Origin of the sequence: Sphingobacterium multivorum, from assembly GCF_039511225.1 — a bacterium.
GTDB lineage: Bacteria > Bacteroidota > Bacteroidia > Sphingobacteriales > Sphingobacteriaceae > Sphingobacterium.
The window spans coordinates 2,597,601-2,612,159 of the sequence record NZ_CP154261.1 but is presented as its reverse complement, the minus strand read 5'-3'; the positions used below and the strand labels follow the sequence as shown (position 1 = coordinate 2,612,159).

The window sequence follows — 14,559 nt, the reverse complement described above, 5'->3', positions numbered from 1 at the left end:
AAATTATAGTATTGAAAAACAAATAGCTCAGCCATTAGCTTGACCTCAACCGATTAGGATCAATTGCTCTCGAGTTTTTATTGAAGAATTAGTAATTATAATACCAAATGATGGATCATATGATGGGTAGAACTGTGTGGACATATCTATTATCTTTCTTTATTCCATTCTTCTGTAATGCGCAATTTGCAAGTACTTTAAAAAGGGAAAAAGATCTCTTGATGCAATATGACAGTCTGGAATATAATGATATTGGCCAAATAACAAGCGGCGATAAGATCAAGCGCATCCTTCATGCTGCAAAGCAATTTAATTTTGAAGCAGGTGTGCTTCGCGGACTAATTCTTCTTCAACGGAATGCGTTAAGACAGGGTGATTATGTCTTATCTGAAAATTACGGTAATGAAGCAGAGCAGTTAGCACATAAACAGGCAAATGAGTACGCTTTAAGTTTGATTCACGTCAATCGCGTAGCAGCAACTATGGGATTGGGGTTCTATTCTGAAGCAAAAGAAATGCTAAAATCAGCAACATTCAGGGACAAAATAAAAAACAAAGTAGACCGCAACCTTTATCTTTCCAATAAAAATATGCTTCTCGCTGGAGTTTTCTCGCATCAGGACAGCAATGATTCTGTACTTTATTATACCAAAAAGAGTCTGGAATTTGTCGAGTCAATTCCTACAAATGATCTATCCGAATATCAAAAAATCAGGTATTACTACTTGCGTATCTTCCAATTGATGAATATGGGAATAACTTATACGTATAAGTGCAATCCACCAAAATTGAACCTAGCAGAAACGTATTTCCAGAATGCCCTGCAATTTTCGAATACACATCCACAATATTTCAAACTCTGTGATATTGAAGTATACGAATCTGTGAGCGCATTTTATCTGACAAAAGGCGATTACAATAAATGTATTGAATTTTCCAAAAAGGTACTACAACATGAAAAAATAAAGAATAAACCTGAAGAACGGCTAGATGCCTATAGCGAATTGAAAGACGCTTATAAAGCACTGGGAAACAGCGCGGAAGAACTTAAATATCTACGCTTATATACCATCCTAAGCGATAGCCTAACGAAAGCTCAAAAAAAGAATGCCATCGATCTGTCCAGAAAGAAAATTGTCGAATTAAAAGAAAAGACAAAAACAACTTATTCGAATCGCAATATGGCGATTGTCGCTATCGCCATATTGTTTAGCCTAAGTGCAGTGACAGGAGTTTCCTATTACACAACAAAAAAGCAGCGTCGTTATCGCAAAAATTATGATCAACTCATTGAAGGACTCCAGATACCCCAAGAAAGATCATACGAAGCTACTAACGAAGAAAAAGCCGGGAGCTTGAAAAAAATCATTATTTCCGAAAATGCACAAAAAAAATTGCTCAAGAAGCTTGAAACTTTTGAGCGAACAGAGAAATTCCTCCGAAAAGAAATGACTCTAACTTCACTTTCCAACTTGCTGGGCACAAACCCTAAGTATCTATCTGAGGTGATCAAAAATCATAGGGCGCAGAACTTCAACAGCTACATTAATAGTCTAAAAATAAACTTCATAGTCCAAAAATTATACAATGAACCCGAGTATCGGGCATACAAAATTAGCTATCTGGCAGAAAAATGTGGCTATGCCTCACCGCAGGTTTTTGTCATCGCTTTTAAGAAAGAACGTGGTGTTACCCCCTCCTATTTTATCAGTCAGCTAAAAACAGGTTCCGACGATTAATCAGCTAAGTATATGTTAAGAACAATCCTCATCCAATTGACTATGCTGGTTATTTTTCACGCCGGCGCCCAGCAATTTCCCGATTTCAAGAAAACAGCTATTTTCCGAAACGGAAAGAATATTACTATTGAAGTCTATGTATTTCTCGATCGTTCACAGAGCACTTGGCGAATACCGGTTTCCAATAAGCTCAAATCCTACCCAGAAGTGGAATATAATGCTAGTCCACTCTTCTTTGGTCAATTATAAATTGTCTGGGCGAAATACCCGCATGTCTTTTAAAGTAATTTGAAAAACCAGCGATATCGTTAAATTTCAGTTCTAAAGCAATTTCCTTGATGGATTTTTTAGAAATGATAAGCTCATGTTTGGCTTCGTTCAGGACTTCTTTGGCAATAAAAGAATTCGCCGTCATATTGAGATGCTTTTTGCAGAGTATATTTAAGTAGTTTGCCGAGATTCCCAATTTTTCTGCATAGAAACTAACCTTTCTGTTCTCTCTGCAATATTCAATAATCAATATCGAAAATCGGGTAAATAGCGCCTCTGGCTTCCCATAGCTTCCGCGATCGATTCTGCCCAGCATCTCCCGATTGACCATCAGGCTAATTACGCGGAATTTAGAGAATATGATTTCCGAAAGCCAATGTTCATTTCTTAGCTCTCTTTTAATGCCATTGAACTCACTGAGAATCGCCTCAAAATTCTCGGTGCAAAGGCTCAGCGTGGGATTTTTCATATAATATTCCACGGGATAGACCAGGTAATCCTCCATGATGCTGAAAGTCGCCCCCGCAACAAAAATGAGGTGCAGCTTCACGTTGCCCTCAATACGCCAGGTATGAACCTGACCAGGAAAAATCAAATGGATCTGACGGTCATAAATCGGGTATTCCACAAAATCGATGGTATGCGTACCACTCCCATGTTCGAACAGCATAAATGAAAAGAAATCCAGCCCTCTAGGTATAGCCTGATAAAGAGGCTGGTCAATTTCATAACAGATAATATCACCGGGAAGTCCCTGCTTTTGTTGAAAATCCTTAAATAATTCCGTCTTGTATTTTTTCTTTTTCATTGCATACTATAGCTAAAAACCCATTCAGTCAACATAGCAGCTTCCATTTGACACGCAACGCTTTTATATGTTGATATAAAATTGGATAGGGTAAAAATAAAAGTAAATTCCAGTTTTTCTCAATAGCAGGAATGTTACAAAAGGGCCAATTCAAGCCCCTGCCGATCCGATGGTATTCGTTAAAACCTGCGGTACCTGCTTTAAAAGACTCCCATTAAAAAAAGGCATAACTACTGCAACAAACACGACAAACACCTTATTTCTTACGAGTTAAGCATAACTAACTGAACGAGAAAGCTGACTTTGCAGCGACAGCGCCGTTCAATCACAAGCTCTTATTCGGCTCTATAACGAAACGAAGAAGTAAATTTCAGCGATTGATTTAGTTATAATTATATAAAGCGATTGGATAATTTAATAAAACAATTTATTATGTTGAACCAGGAATTTATCATTCCGAAACAGGAACTTTGTATTAAGGTCCGCTGGAAATCGCCCCGATTTGCCCAGCTGTTTTTCATAAGCAGAAGAGCGCTCATTTCTCTGAGCGCTCTTAAAAAAAAAGCATAAAAATGGCCACATAGAAATCCTTGTGGCCCCCGATAGGTAAATTGTGAAGCTATAGCAAGTACATGTCCCGAAAACTTTTGGGCGTTTGTGCTGTCCGAAGTTTAAAATATCTTGAAAAATAAGACACATCGGAAAAATTGAGCTCAAAAGCCGTTTCTTTAATAGAAACCCCGGCTATCAACAATCTTTGCGCTTCCAATAAAACCCTGTCGTCGACAAGCTCAGTTGCTTTACAATAAAAATCTTTTTTACACAGTACATTCAGGTAATTGGGGGTCACCTTCAATTTCTCTGCGTAGAAAGCAACCATTCGATGACTCGTATAATATTTATCTATAAGTGCCAAGAATTCAAATAGTAGCGGGTGACCTTTGTATACGGTCTTATCCTCCACCAATTGAGCAGCCATCTGACTCACATAATAGCCTATGACAAATAACCGGGCAACAACGAGCTTCCTAAACATTTCCTTGTTTTCAATATCTCGACGGATACCTAAAAATTCGTTCGACAGACTTAAAAACTCCTCCTCATTCAGATCAAATACCGGGCTTTTGCGATAAACCGCCATTCCAAAACGGAAAGACCCAGCAAATATTTTAAATATTTCTGTAGCGATCAGGAACTGATGTACCACAGCATCCTTGCTGATTTCAAGCAGATGCAGCTGGGCGGGAAGGACGAGATGCAACTGCCCCGGTCTTATCTGATGATCGATAAAATCAATTGTATGGATTCCTGTGCCACTTTCAACCAGCAAGAGCAGAAAAAAATCATGCCGGCATATTTCTGTTGTGTCCGACTTGCCGATCAGCGGATAGTACAACACCTCGTTATTTGAATCCAGCTTATTTTGGTATTCTTCAAAGTTACGCTCCAAACATCTTGTTCTATTCATTTGTAAACATTTTCACTATCGAATGGACGACCGAAAAATACTTTTTAGCAACGTGTAAGCATTTTGCATCAACCCGTACAGCCATGACGACGCGACCACCAATCTCGCATGGACACAACGGCAATACGCCGCAATTTACAATCCCTGTCAGTAAATTTCGAAAAAGTAATAATTACAGCAACTTCTCCAATAAATCCCGCAACTTTCGGTAAAAACAGCGGCCAGCTTCACCTTCCAAAGCGAAGCTTATCCAAAAATGCGGATTTTTCTACCGACTGTCCTGTACCAGCTATAAAAAGACCAGATGTTATTCTTTTTTATGCTTAAACGATAAATGCACCAGTCGGCTGAAAAACTCAGGTGTAACACCGATGTAAGATGCGATCATCCGCTTGGGCAATATGTGGCATAAATCGGGAAATCTGTTTAGAAAGCAAAGATACCGTTCAAATGCCGGCAGCGTTTGCCTTTCAACAATCCGGCGCTGCGATGCTGCGATGGATCTTTCATATAATATTCGAAAACAACGTTCCAGCTTTGGAACGGCATGGTAAAGTGCTTCAAAGTCTGTATGGGAAATTACCAGGATCTCACTTTCAAATATCGCATCGATGTAAAGAATGCTCGGGTGCTTCAGCTTCAAGCTGGTTAGATCACCTATCCAAAAGTTGTTTGGTGCAAATTGCAGTACGTGTTCAAATCCCTTATGATCCAAAGCATAACTGCGCAGGCAGCCTTTCACCACAAAAATGATCGATTTTTGAACTTCTCCAACCTGTAGGAGCATTTCCCTCCGTTTCACTTTCTTCAGCGAGACCACTGCTGCTATCTTTCTCTTTTCTTCAGGTTCCAGTTCCACGTACTTGACGATATTTTCAATAAGCAAATTAATCATTGGTAAGTCGTTAATCCTTATTCCTGTGACAGATTATATCCGTTTAAATTGCACTATTGTCACCACCCGCAGATGGAATAGCAGATGGAATATACAAATAAACAGATTATTCGCATTCTATGGGTTTTCCAATTTATTCAATCACTTTACAAAATCATAATTTCTGTGTGTTTGTTGCTAACGGAAACTTCTACTGCCCCAACCAAGGGAATTCCAATTTCTTGTTATCAATTGCATTTCTTGACCTGCATTAAGTCTTGTCGCCCGTCAGATCCCTACCTTTAGGTTAGAATTATTAAACAAAAAAAAACGCCCACTGGAGAATACAACAATCATTAAATAAAAGCATTATGAGTTCAAAGCCTACCCGTCACCAAGTGAAAGACCACTTGCTTACCCCCCAAAAATCGGCGCTGATCATCAGGGGTTATCAGCCGCTAAAGGTCAATTCAATCGTTTCCATGGACAGGCAGTTATTGGCCAATCATCGTGTCGGTGTTGCAAGCGCGGCATCAGCTCTTATCAGATTCTTCGGCTTTCTTTTTTCCAAGTGCATTTGGTGCGAACAGGTTACAAAAAGTATATGCCCGACTGCACACAGCATTGTCAATTGATGCGGAAATAGATAAATTGTACCAAACTTCTTCATTTTTGTGCATAAATAAGTCCAGGTTATCTTTCGACATTTGTGGCTGTAAAAAATAGGCACATCTTCACGGTACAACGAATTGAATAGCAAACATTTGCACAGAATAATCCGATCCAATTCACTTTAGCATCCTACAGATCAGACCAAGTAAGTAAAGCCACAATGAAATACGATGGAAAATAAAAAAAACTCAAAAAAGGTGTACATCACCCCCATGCTCGATGTGACAATTATTGAAATGGAAGAAGGCATCGCTGCCGGTTCTGGAGCCACCATGCGCCCCGGAGACCCTACTACACCAGATTCTCCAGGTGCAAATGATTGGTCCAATAAGGGCGATATCGGTGGTGGTTCAAACGACTTTGATTTTTAAGGTATCCAATGACACGATTTAACATGAAACAACTCAGACAACACATTCGCCCTTTCCTTTTTTGGGCCGTATTCGGTACGATATTCATCGCGATGAACTCCTGTAAATCAAACCAGGAAGATTTAGCACCCGAACAAACACATGGCGATGTCTTAAAGGTAAGCGTTAAGGGTAGTAGCCCGAGAACAACATCGGAAGTCAATAGCCTGACGGCAAAGGCCGCCCTTGCAAACCATGTGGCTGATCGGCCGTTGGATGAAACGTTCATTGAAGCCAATGGCTTTGATGCCCTAGTCTCCTCAAAAGGCCCGTTTGTAAAACAAAACCTGCTGGCTTCTGCAAAAAAAGCAGCCACAAACACGACGGCTTCCGCTTTGCCGGATACAACCAGCTATCGGTTATTGATCTTCAACCAGGACGGCACAAACCTGCTGCACAATGTCGTTGCCACGGTGGGTAAAAACCCCGAAATTCCTGTCGAAATAGGCATGCGCTATAAGTGGGTAGCGTTTTCGATCAACGCAAGTACAGTACCCGACCTGAACAAGGGAAAAATTGCAGCTGCGGATATAGCCAACAAAGATGTGCTGTATGCATCGGGCACACTGGATACCCAAGCTGGGGAAAATCTACTGGAAATCGTATTTGATCATAAAACAGTCCGTTTTGATGTCAATATCGATACCAGGGGAATATTTGGCGGCATTCAGTCCTTTGAATCACTTCTGATCGGCACCGGCACGGGAGCACAGTTCAAGAGCCTGGTCAACGCCGCAGATTTCGATCTGCTGACGGGCCAATTCGGCACCCTGAAAACCGTTGATGCCCCATATACTGCGGCCAATATTGCAGATAAGGACCCTGCAGTGACCGGTCATCTGGTAAAGACGGTTTCTATTTACACCATCCTCCCAACCGGTACACAGATCGTCGCCAAGAATTTAACGATACAGCCGATCTTTTCGATCAAGCTGGACCATGAGATTTTATATCCCCCAGCAACGACAACATTATCTACCCGGAAATATGGCACTACGTCAACCTATTTGCCCTTAAACAACCCATCGTTCAACCCTGGAGCAGGCGATCAATATGAGCTGAGCACCCGATTGATCGAATCGGCAATTAAAGTCAATGGCATCTCCTGGGCGAGAAGTGATCTATGGTACGATGGCAGTTCCGGTCAGATCGACAAATACCGTTTCAAAGCCGACGCTGGAATCCCGCCCTATGATGGCAATTCTCAATCAGAATATTGGAATTGGAAAGCGACGACACCAGCAGGTATCGCGGGCAGTGGAGACCCCTGTGTGCTGGTATATCCCGCAAATACCTGGCGTATGCCTACCCAAAGTGAGCTGACAAGCGTGGTCAATACAAGCAGCTACGAATATTACGGTCTACCCAACCAGGGTGGCTCCATACGTACCGCAGATACTTACCAGTGGTATGCTGTTGTGAACCAGAGCATCAATGTTGACAGTGGTTCTCCGAAAGGTCAGGGCGATTTTTCGGGATATAGTGATAAGCTGATCTTCACCTTCAATGGTTACCGCCTGGACGGCACGATCAATGCCACAAGAAAAAGCATAGACTCACACATCAACCGACCGTTTACACAACAGGTATCGATGGGTTACTGGTCAAGTACAGGAAGCCGCAGCAATGCGGTCTGCATGGTAGATGATGCAACGGTAGATTACCAAAAGCCTTTTTATTATTCTATACGCTATCAGACAAAAGCATTGCGGGCTTATGGTGGCAATTATGGATTTAATGTCCGCTGTGTAAGAAAATAACAGCAGTACGAAGCCCAGCACGAATAAGTTGCTGGGCTTAATCCATCTTCCGCCAAAGATTGAGACAATAATCACATGCCCGCAAACACGGCAGATTTTACCTGCTCCGGTACCAATATCCAGGACTTTGTCCCTTGGTGATTCATTGTCACTGGAACTTCAACATGAGGGGTCAAAATAAGTCCTTATCGTAAGCATTAATCCAACGCAATAAACTTTCTAATGCTCATCATATACCCCAAATGCAGTCCTTCATGAAAATTATTCCATTCGAAGGCATCGTATATGGAGGTTAAGTGAAAGCCTGTTCCGGTTGTGCGTTCCTGATAACGAACAAACTCCTTATTATTAAAATCACGGATGGTCGGTTCAATCTGCTCGAACAGCAATCTTTTAAGCAGATCTGCTTCCTGTTGTGATACAAGCGCTTTCGGCCGTGTTCCGGATTGGTAGTTTATAAACACCTCCTCGGGGATATGTCCCTCTACCCCCGATCCGATGTAAATCAATTTATGCTGTGTGGCAATGATGTGCCCGATATTCCAGATCAGGTTATTGCTGAAGCCTTCGGGAATGCGATTGAGCTGTTCCAAAGAATAATTTTCGAAGAACTTGAGGTAAGCCATACGGCTTGTTTGCCAGGCGCGAAAGAGTGAATCCATAAGATTTAAATAGGGTTAAAAAACGCGATCCTGATCGCTTTCCGAATGCACTTGGCAATAGTTATTGCCTGTAGTTTTCCATTTTAGCCCCCAGTGATGCAGATTCAGGATAATCTTCAACAGTTCCTTACCCTTTTCTGTTGGGCTATAGCGTATCTGAGGCGGTACGGTGTTTTCAATTTCTTCGGTAACGACAAGCGATTCTTCTTTCAGCTCCTTTAAACGTTTGCTCAGTACCTGATCTGAAAGTGTCGGAAACATTTTTTTTAAGGTGCTGAATTGCGATACATCCGCTGCAATACAGTATAGAATCTGCATTTTCCAACGCAACGCTATTTGCAACAGTACTTCGTTCACATCACATGCCTGTGCCAAAGTCTGTAGATTCTCCGTGTTGGTGGATTGTTTTTTTCGGGGTGTTGCCATTTTAAATATCGAGTTATTGCCACTCACTTCAGGATGAGTTATTGTGCGGACAAAAGCTTGCCTATACCTTTGTCAGGTATTAAAAACAGTATAAAATTATAAAAAAATGAAACAACTGCGAACTTTATTTCTGCTTGTCCTGCTAAGCTGCGGCATGTTAATTGGATACGCTCAACACCAAGATCATCGGCCTACCTATGTGCTAGTTCATGGGGCCTGGCATGGCGGCTGGTGCTGGCAGGCCGTTGCACAGCAGCTCACCGATGCTCACTACAGGGTATACACCCCGACGCTGACGGGGCTTGGTGAACGTAAACACCTGATCGAGCCTTCGGTCGACATCAACACCCATATCCAGGACATCGTCAACCTGATCGAGATGGAAGATCTGCACGATTTGTATCTCGTTGGCCACAGCTATGCCGGTGCCGTGATTGCCGGAGTTGCCGATCGCATTCCCTCACGATTACACAAATTGATTTTTCTCGACGCCATGATTATTGAAGATGGCCAGAGCCCCATTTCATTGCAACCCAAGGCAGTGCAAGAAATTCAGCTCAAAAACATTCAGCGGAAAGAGAATTTTGCACCTTTTGACGTTGCACTATTTGGTGTTACAGCCCCCGGCATGGTTTCCTGGGTCAAGGAAAGGCTCAGCGCACAACCCTTTGGCACATTTGCACAGCGGCTGCACTTAAAAAACAAGTATGGCAATGGATTACCCTTGGTCTATATCGCATGTACCGATCCACAGCTGCCCATTATGAAGGAGATGAGCGAAAAAGTGCGCGCCGACCACACACTCAACTGGCACTATCGGGAGATCGCGACGGGCCACGATGCCATGCTCACAGCACCTACAAAATTGGCTGATATGCTGGTGACACTGGTGGACTAACGTTCGAATGCACTGTTGGAAGACCTTATTGCGATGGACCAAAAAGCTGATTTGTTTTTTATTGAACTTTTTGAAAGGAGCTTTGTTCAATTGGAAAGGAATTTTGTTCAATTCGTAAAGAAGAAAGCATGAAAGCACAAATCGGACTCGTTATCACGGCAGTTGCTGGAGCAGCACTGCTTGTCTACAGGCGTTGGAAACAGCGTTCTGTACAAGAATCAACCGCAAAAACAGACCGCAAGCAGACGGGCAATCTAACAAACCCACCTTCGTGGTATCGTCCGCTTAAAATGCCCGACATCGACAGCAGCGATATTGTGTCATTGCAATACGCCCCCGCCACGGTATCGCCTGAAAGAAATGATTCGGCGCAGGCGATCAACAAAAACATTTCGTATTATCACAAAGGTAATAGGCATCAATAAGGTAGTTACACAACTACCTTATTGATACCCAAGATCATGAACCGGTCAATATTCATCCCTAACAATGTGGCTTCAATAGCAGCCATAAACAATTGCGACCTATGATATCTTTATGTAAACTGGATATATTAATAGCTCATAATTGATAGCTCATATCCCCCAGCTTACTGATGACTCTTTTTCCTGTGGTCGACTGTTGAAGAATAGTAACACCGGCGCTGCGGCCCGCAAGCTGTATTTTATCCAGCATCTCGACATCCAGCCCCAACCACATCACATGGAATATTCCTAAAGTGTCTCCGTGCGAGACCAATAGCGCATATTCTTCCTCCCCGTAGCAGATGTTTTCATACAGCGGCTTCAGCCTTTGCCAAACATCATAACGAGATTCTGCATCACTAAAGCATCTATCAAAGCAGGTTAGCTCTTGGTTTTCGATATTGTCCTTCAGCCATTGTACCGACTGCCCCACCGCTCTGCCTAGATTCCTTTCCTTTAACGCCTTCATGAACTGTGGGTTGCGCCCAAAGGCCTCTCCGATTATTTCGGCAGTTTCACTGGCTCTGCGAAGTGGCGATGAATACAGAGAAAAATTTTTATCCCCAAACTCCAATTGCAGATTAGTGGCGATATTTTCCGCCTGCTGCCTTCCAAGTTCTGTCAGCTCCCAGTCTGTCCACGAACCGACCATCCCATTTAAATGATGGATAGATTCGGGATGTTGTACAGTGATGATAGTTTTCTTCTCAAACATAAATATTGATTACAGTTTATCCAACCAGGATCACTTGTAAGGCAAATATACCAAAAAAAGGGGGTACGACATGCCCAGGTTATTGATCCAGTTCTTTCAGGTACTCGATCATGGCATCGAGGCTCTGCAGCAGCTTTTCACCTTCGAAGCCGACCTTTCGAAAGCGGATGTTCCCTTTTTTATCCAAGATCAACGTTGTCGGAATGGAGGTTATTTCCAGTTTACTGCTCAGCTTTTTATCTTGGTTGTAATAAAATGGAAAGTCAAATTGGCGATTGGCCTGCGCCCATTTATACGCATCGTCCCAGCTATTTCCACTGCCCGAATTGAGCACAACGAATTTCACCTGCGGGTCATCCGCATATTTTTTGTACACCTGATGCAGATAAGGAAAAGAGGCTATACAGGGCTTGCACCAGGTTGCCCAAAAATCAATGACAACAATCTTGCCCGCAAGTTCCGCCTTAAGCAAGGGCTTTTTGTCCATATCAACGATGCTGAGGTCTTCTGGAAGAGGTGTACTGCCGATAATCTCCTGAAACTCCGCGTAATAGCCCTGCTTCCATTGCTTGTCGAGCTGGCTAAAATAGGCCTGCCGCTCGGCGGCATTGCCCATCCCCTTTTTATCGAGCGCGCTGTCGAGCAGCTGCCGGATCTGTGGGTCAAAAGGCGCATAGCGATAGGCTGCCTCCAGTACGGGTATCGCACGCTCTGGCTCATTCCACACTTGATACTGCAGGGCAATGGCCCGGAGCAGTGCCGCCGATTTGAGCGTAAGGAGGCTTTTGGCAAACCAGTCCTGCGCTACTTCGGGCTGATTTAACTGCGCGGCTATAAGCCCCTGATTGGCCATAAGTTCTACTTTCACCGCAGCGATTTTATCAGCCTTGGCGGGGTCATGCGCCACCAGATAACCTGTTTCGGGGAAATAGCGTATTAAGCTCACCGGGTAGGCCGCCACACTGTCCAACAGGTATAGATTGAGCTTGGATGCATCGTTAAGCAGCAGCTTATGATCCAACAGCAGCTGCACATATTGATTGTAGGCGCGCCATTTGTAGGGATCCTGCTCCCATCGGGTGATCAGGGGCAGGTATTTCTTGGCCTGTACGCTGTCGCCATGCCGCACATAGTAGGTAAAAAGATAGTCGTAAGCGCTGCCATAGGCCGCCTCATTATCGGCGGTTTTAAGGGCAAGAAGCTGTCCGATCTCGGCGACCACCGCCGTGGAATCCGGCTCGCTAAACAGTTTATTGAGCCGATAGGCTATGCCGATCTTCTTGTTGGGAAACTCGTCGATCACAACCTGACGGATCGAATCTACTTTTTGATTTTGACCGAGTATCAGATAACCCATGGTCACCTTGTTGAGGTTCCCTTCAAAAAGCGGATTGCTACGGAATTTCTTTTCGACCACGGTCAAGCCCTTTTTCAGGAGCCGGGCCTGCTGGGCAGGGTTACTTTTTTTCATCTCGAGGACGATCAGCCGGAGCTGGGCCTCGTAGTTGTCGGGATACAAGCTCAGCTCTTTTTTGAGGTAATACTCCTGTTTCTCCACAATGCGATCCGATGTTTTATCCTGGACGGGTACGCTATACGATTTCCCCAGGAAATTACCAGCGATCAGTTTCCCCTGTTTATAGACGTAGATCTCGTATTGACTGCTATCGCTTGCCCGCTGCACAAATTTCTTGTCCTTGTCGGCGATCGTAAAACAGGAAAAGTTGGCGTAGGGCGGCAGTTTAAAGCGTACACGCCACAGTCCGCCTTCGCGCTGCATGGGCATGCGGCTCGGAAATTCGTAAAAATTGGAGTAGTTGAAATCCACGAAAAATGGCCCTGCGCCAGGAGCAGCGGTAGATTTACCGGGATCAAAGCTGATGGTCACGGTATCACCGGCGGCTGCTTTTTCCGGTAGGATGCTGACTTGCGCCTGCGCTCCCAGGGTTGCTGGCAGTAACAGCAGCAGCAAGGCCTGTCTAAACTGCAGCGAGGCCTGTTTATATAGCTTAATCATTCTGTTGGAGATTACCATTGGTTAATAAAATAGCACTGGCGATCGGTATTTTGGTATCGCTTTGACTAAAGTCTGTTTTGACCTTCGAAAGTACAGGCAGGGCCCGATTTGTGCGGACCAAGTCAAACCAGCGGTGACCCCATTCGCCCAGCAGCTCCAGCTGCCGTTCCTTTTCGAGGGCCAGGGCGATAGCTGCTTTGTCCAGCGTTTGTGGCAGCGCAGCGAGGCCTGCACGCTCGCGGATCTGGTTGATATCCTGTAGTGCCGCCTGTAGCTTATTTTGGTTGAGCCGCGCTTCCGCACGGATCAGGTACTGCTCGGCCAGGCGCAGTACGGTATTGTATTCGGCAACCGGTGTCGCTGTGCGCAACTTGTACTTATACGGCATATAAAGTGTTTTATTGTTTACCACATACGGTTTTAACCATTGTGATTTACGCAAGTCGTTCTCCTCATAAGCCGCCACGGTCGCATCATACAGCTGATAGTAACTCCGTGCCGTCGCTACGGCCGGAACGATGCTGAATCCCTCCCAGGTGTTGACACCTGCCGTCGAAAGATTGACAGTCTGCAGCTGCCAGATGGCCTCTTTGCTCGTCTTCAAAAAGACCGTATTGAGGTCGCGCGACAGTTCGTACCGGTTATCCCCGATGACTTTATCGGCTGTCGCTTCCGCATCGGCCCAGTCGCCATGGTACAGGTATACCCGAGCCAATAGCGCATCAACCGCTTTTCTATTGGGGCGGGTACGCTCATTGCCCTGGTAGGTATCCGAAATATCCACAGCAGCCTGCTTCAGATCGTCCACCATGAAAGCATAGAGCTCCTCCCGGGACGCTGGCCCTTTTTGGTTGTTGCTTTCCAGATCTTTGGTATCGGTGATCAGGGGCACTTTTTGGAAGAGGTTGCTCAGGTAAAAATAATTGAATACCCGCGTAAAACGCGCTTCTGCCGAGAGCTGTGCTTTTACCTTGGCGCTGAGTGCCGAAGCTTCAACTCCCTCGATAATCTTATTGCTGTGATTGATATAGCTATAGGGTTGCGACCACAGCCGATCGAGGTACGAGGTTGCGGGACTCAGCCGATTGTATTTGTACTCATCGTAGCTTGTAAAGGCCGAGTTGTAATCGTCGGCCAGGCTGGACAGCACGATGCTCATCAGTCCACTGGCAAACTGGTTATTGTAGTTGTTCATACTCGTATAGAGTCCGCCCACGGTTGCTGTGGCCGTTTTTTCGTCGCTGAAGGCCGACGCTGCCGCCACTTCCGTCTTGGGGGGATCCACCGCCAGAAATTTGTTGCAGGAGAGGTTCAACAGGGGTGTTGCAAAAAGGCTGTAGATGATATATTTGTTCATGGTGTAAGTCTTTAGTTTT

Annotated in this window: 14 protein-coding genes; 6 read left to right on the top strand and 8 right to left on the bottom strand. The window is 44.4% G+C overall.

All coding sequences use genetic code 11. From position 1 onward, the window contains the following. Positions 1-119: 119 nt before the first annotated feature. Complete coding sequence (locus tag AAH582_RS10615) at positions 120-1,739, top strand: helix-turn-helix domain-containing protein (protein ID WP_343322115.1); 1,620 nt, start codon at positions 120-122, stop codon at positions 1,737-1,739. A 12-nt stretch (positions 1,740-1,751) separates the two neighbouring features. Next, a complete protein-coding gene (locus tag AAH582_RS10610) occupies positions 1,752-1,988 on the top strand; it encodes a hypothetical protein (protein WP_343322114.1) in 237 nt (78 codons plus the stop codon). On the opposite strand, the gene AAH582_RS10605 is transcribed toward AAH582_RS10610, so the two are convergent. The 3 genes from AAH582_RS10605 to AAH582_RS10595 all read right to left on the bottom strand — a co-directional run bounded on the left by AAH582_RS10605 (position 1,960) and on the right by AAH582_RS10595 (position 5,180). Beyond that, a complete protein-coding gene (locus AAH582_RS10605; RefSeq protein WP_343322113.1) occupies positions 1,960-2,817 on the bottom strand; it encodes a helix-turn-helix domain-containing protein in 858 nt (285 codons plus the stop codon). The two genes, AAH582_RS10610 and AAH582_RS10605, sit on opposite strands and share 29 nt — an antisense overlap. Positions 2,818-3,436: 619 nt before the next feature. Beyond that, the gene (locus AAH582_RS10600; RefSeq protein ID WP_343322112.1) at positions 3,437-4,285 is read right to left on the bottom strand and encodes an AraC family transcriptional regulator; all 849 of its coding nucleotides are present in this window, start codon (positions 4,283-4,285) and stop codon (positions 3,437-3,439) included. Positions 4,286-4,592: 307 nt separating this feature from the next. After that, complete coding sequence (locus tag AAH582_RS10595) at positions 4,593-5,180, bottom strand: Crp/Fnr family transcriptional regulator (RefSeq protein WP_046676048.1); 588 nt, start codon at positions 5,178-5,180, stop codon at positions 4,593-4,595. Between the two features lie 848 nt (positions 5,181-6,028). Between AAH582_RS10595 and AAH582_RS10590 the strand changes: the two genes are divergently transcribed. Both AAH582_RS10590 and AAH582_RS10585 read left to right on the top strand, forming a co-directional pair. Then, entirely contained in the window at positions 6,029-6,202 is a 174-nt protein-coding gene (locus AAH582_RS10590; RefSeq protein ID WP_343322111.1) for a hypothetical protein, read from the top strand. 23 nt (positions 6,203-6,225) lie between these two features. After that, a complete protein-coding gene (locus AAH582_RS10585; RefSeq protein ID WP_343322110.1) occupies positions 6,226-8,001 on the top strand; it encodes a hypothetical protein in 1,776 nt (591 codons plus the stop codon). 197 nt (positions 8,002-8,198) lie between these two features. On the opposite strand, the gene AAH582_RS10580 is transcribed toward AAH582_RS10585, so the two are convergent. After that, entirely contained in the window at positions 8,199-8,663 is a 465-nt protein-coding gene (locus AAH582_RS10580; protein WP_343322109.1) for a DinB family protein, read from the bottom strand. Between the two features lie 15 nt (positions 8,664-8,678). Further along, on the bottom strand, positions 8,679-9,089 hold the full coding sequence (locus tag AAH582_RS10575; RefSeq protein ID WP_312208626.1) for a winged helix-turn-helix transcriptional regulator: 411 nt from the start codon (positions 9,087-9,089) through the stop codon (positions 8,679-8,681). Between the two features lie 106 nt (positions 9,090-9,195). Here AAH582_RS10575 and AAH582_RS10570 point away from each other — a divergent pair, with 106 nt between their 5' ends. Together AAH582_RS10570 and AAH582_RS10565 are read left to right on the top strand one after the other, a co-directional pair. After that, positions 9,196-9,987, top strand: coding sequence for an alpha/beta hydrolase (locus AAH582_RS10570; RefSeq protein ID WP_343322108.1), 792 nt, complete (start codon positions 9,196-9,198; stop codon positions 9,985-9,987). A gap of 128 nt (positions 9,988-10,115) precedes the next feature. Then, positions 10,116-10,412, top strand: a complete 297-nt coding sequence (locus tag AAH582_RS10565) for a hypothetical protein (protein WP_046676044.1) — start codon at positions 10,116-10,118, stop codon at positions 10,410-10,412. A 136-nt stretch (positions 10,413-10,548) separates the two neighbouring features. On the opposite strand, the gene AAH582_RS10560 is transcribed toward AAH582_RS10565, so the two are convergent. The 3 genes from AAH582_RS10560 to AAH582_RS10550 all read right to left on the bottom strand — a co-directional run bounded on the left by AAH582_RS10560 (position 10,549) and on the right by AAH582_RS10550 (position 14,540). Further along, on the bottom strand, positions 10,549-11,166 hold the full coding sequence (locus tag AAH582_RS10560; protein WP_343322107.1) for a histidine phosphatase family protein: 618 nt from the start codon (positions 11,164-11,166) through the stop codon (positions 10,549-10,551). A gap of 79 nt (positions 11,167-11,245) precedes the next feature. Further along, complete coding sequence (locus AAH582_RS10555; protein ID WP_343322106.1) at positions 11,246-13,183, bottom strand: TlpA disulfide reductase family protein; 1,938 nt, start codon at positions 13,181-13,183, stop codon at positions 11,246-11,248. Then, positions 13,176-14,540, bottom strand: a complete 1,365-nt coding sequence (locus tag AAH582_RS10550) for a RagB/SusD family nutrient uptake outer membrane protein (protein WP_343322105.1) — start codon at positions 14,538-14,540, stop codon at positions 13,176-13,178. Before AAH582_RS10550 ends, AAH582_RS10555 begins: the two co-directional genes overlap by 8 nt. Positions 14,541-14,559 lie beyond the last annotated feature (19 nt).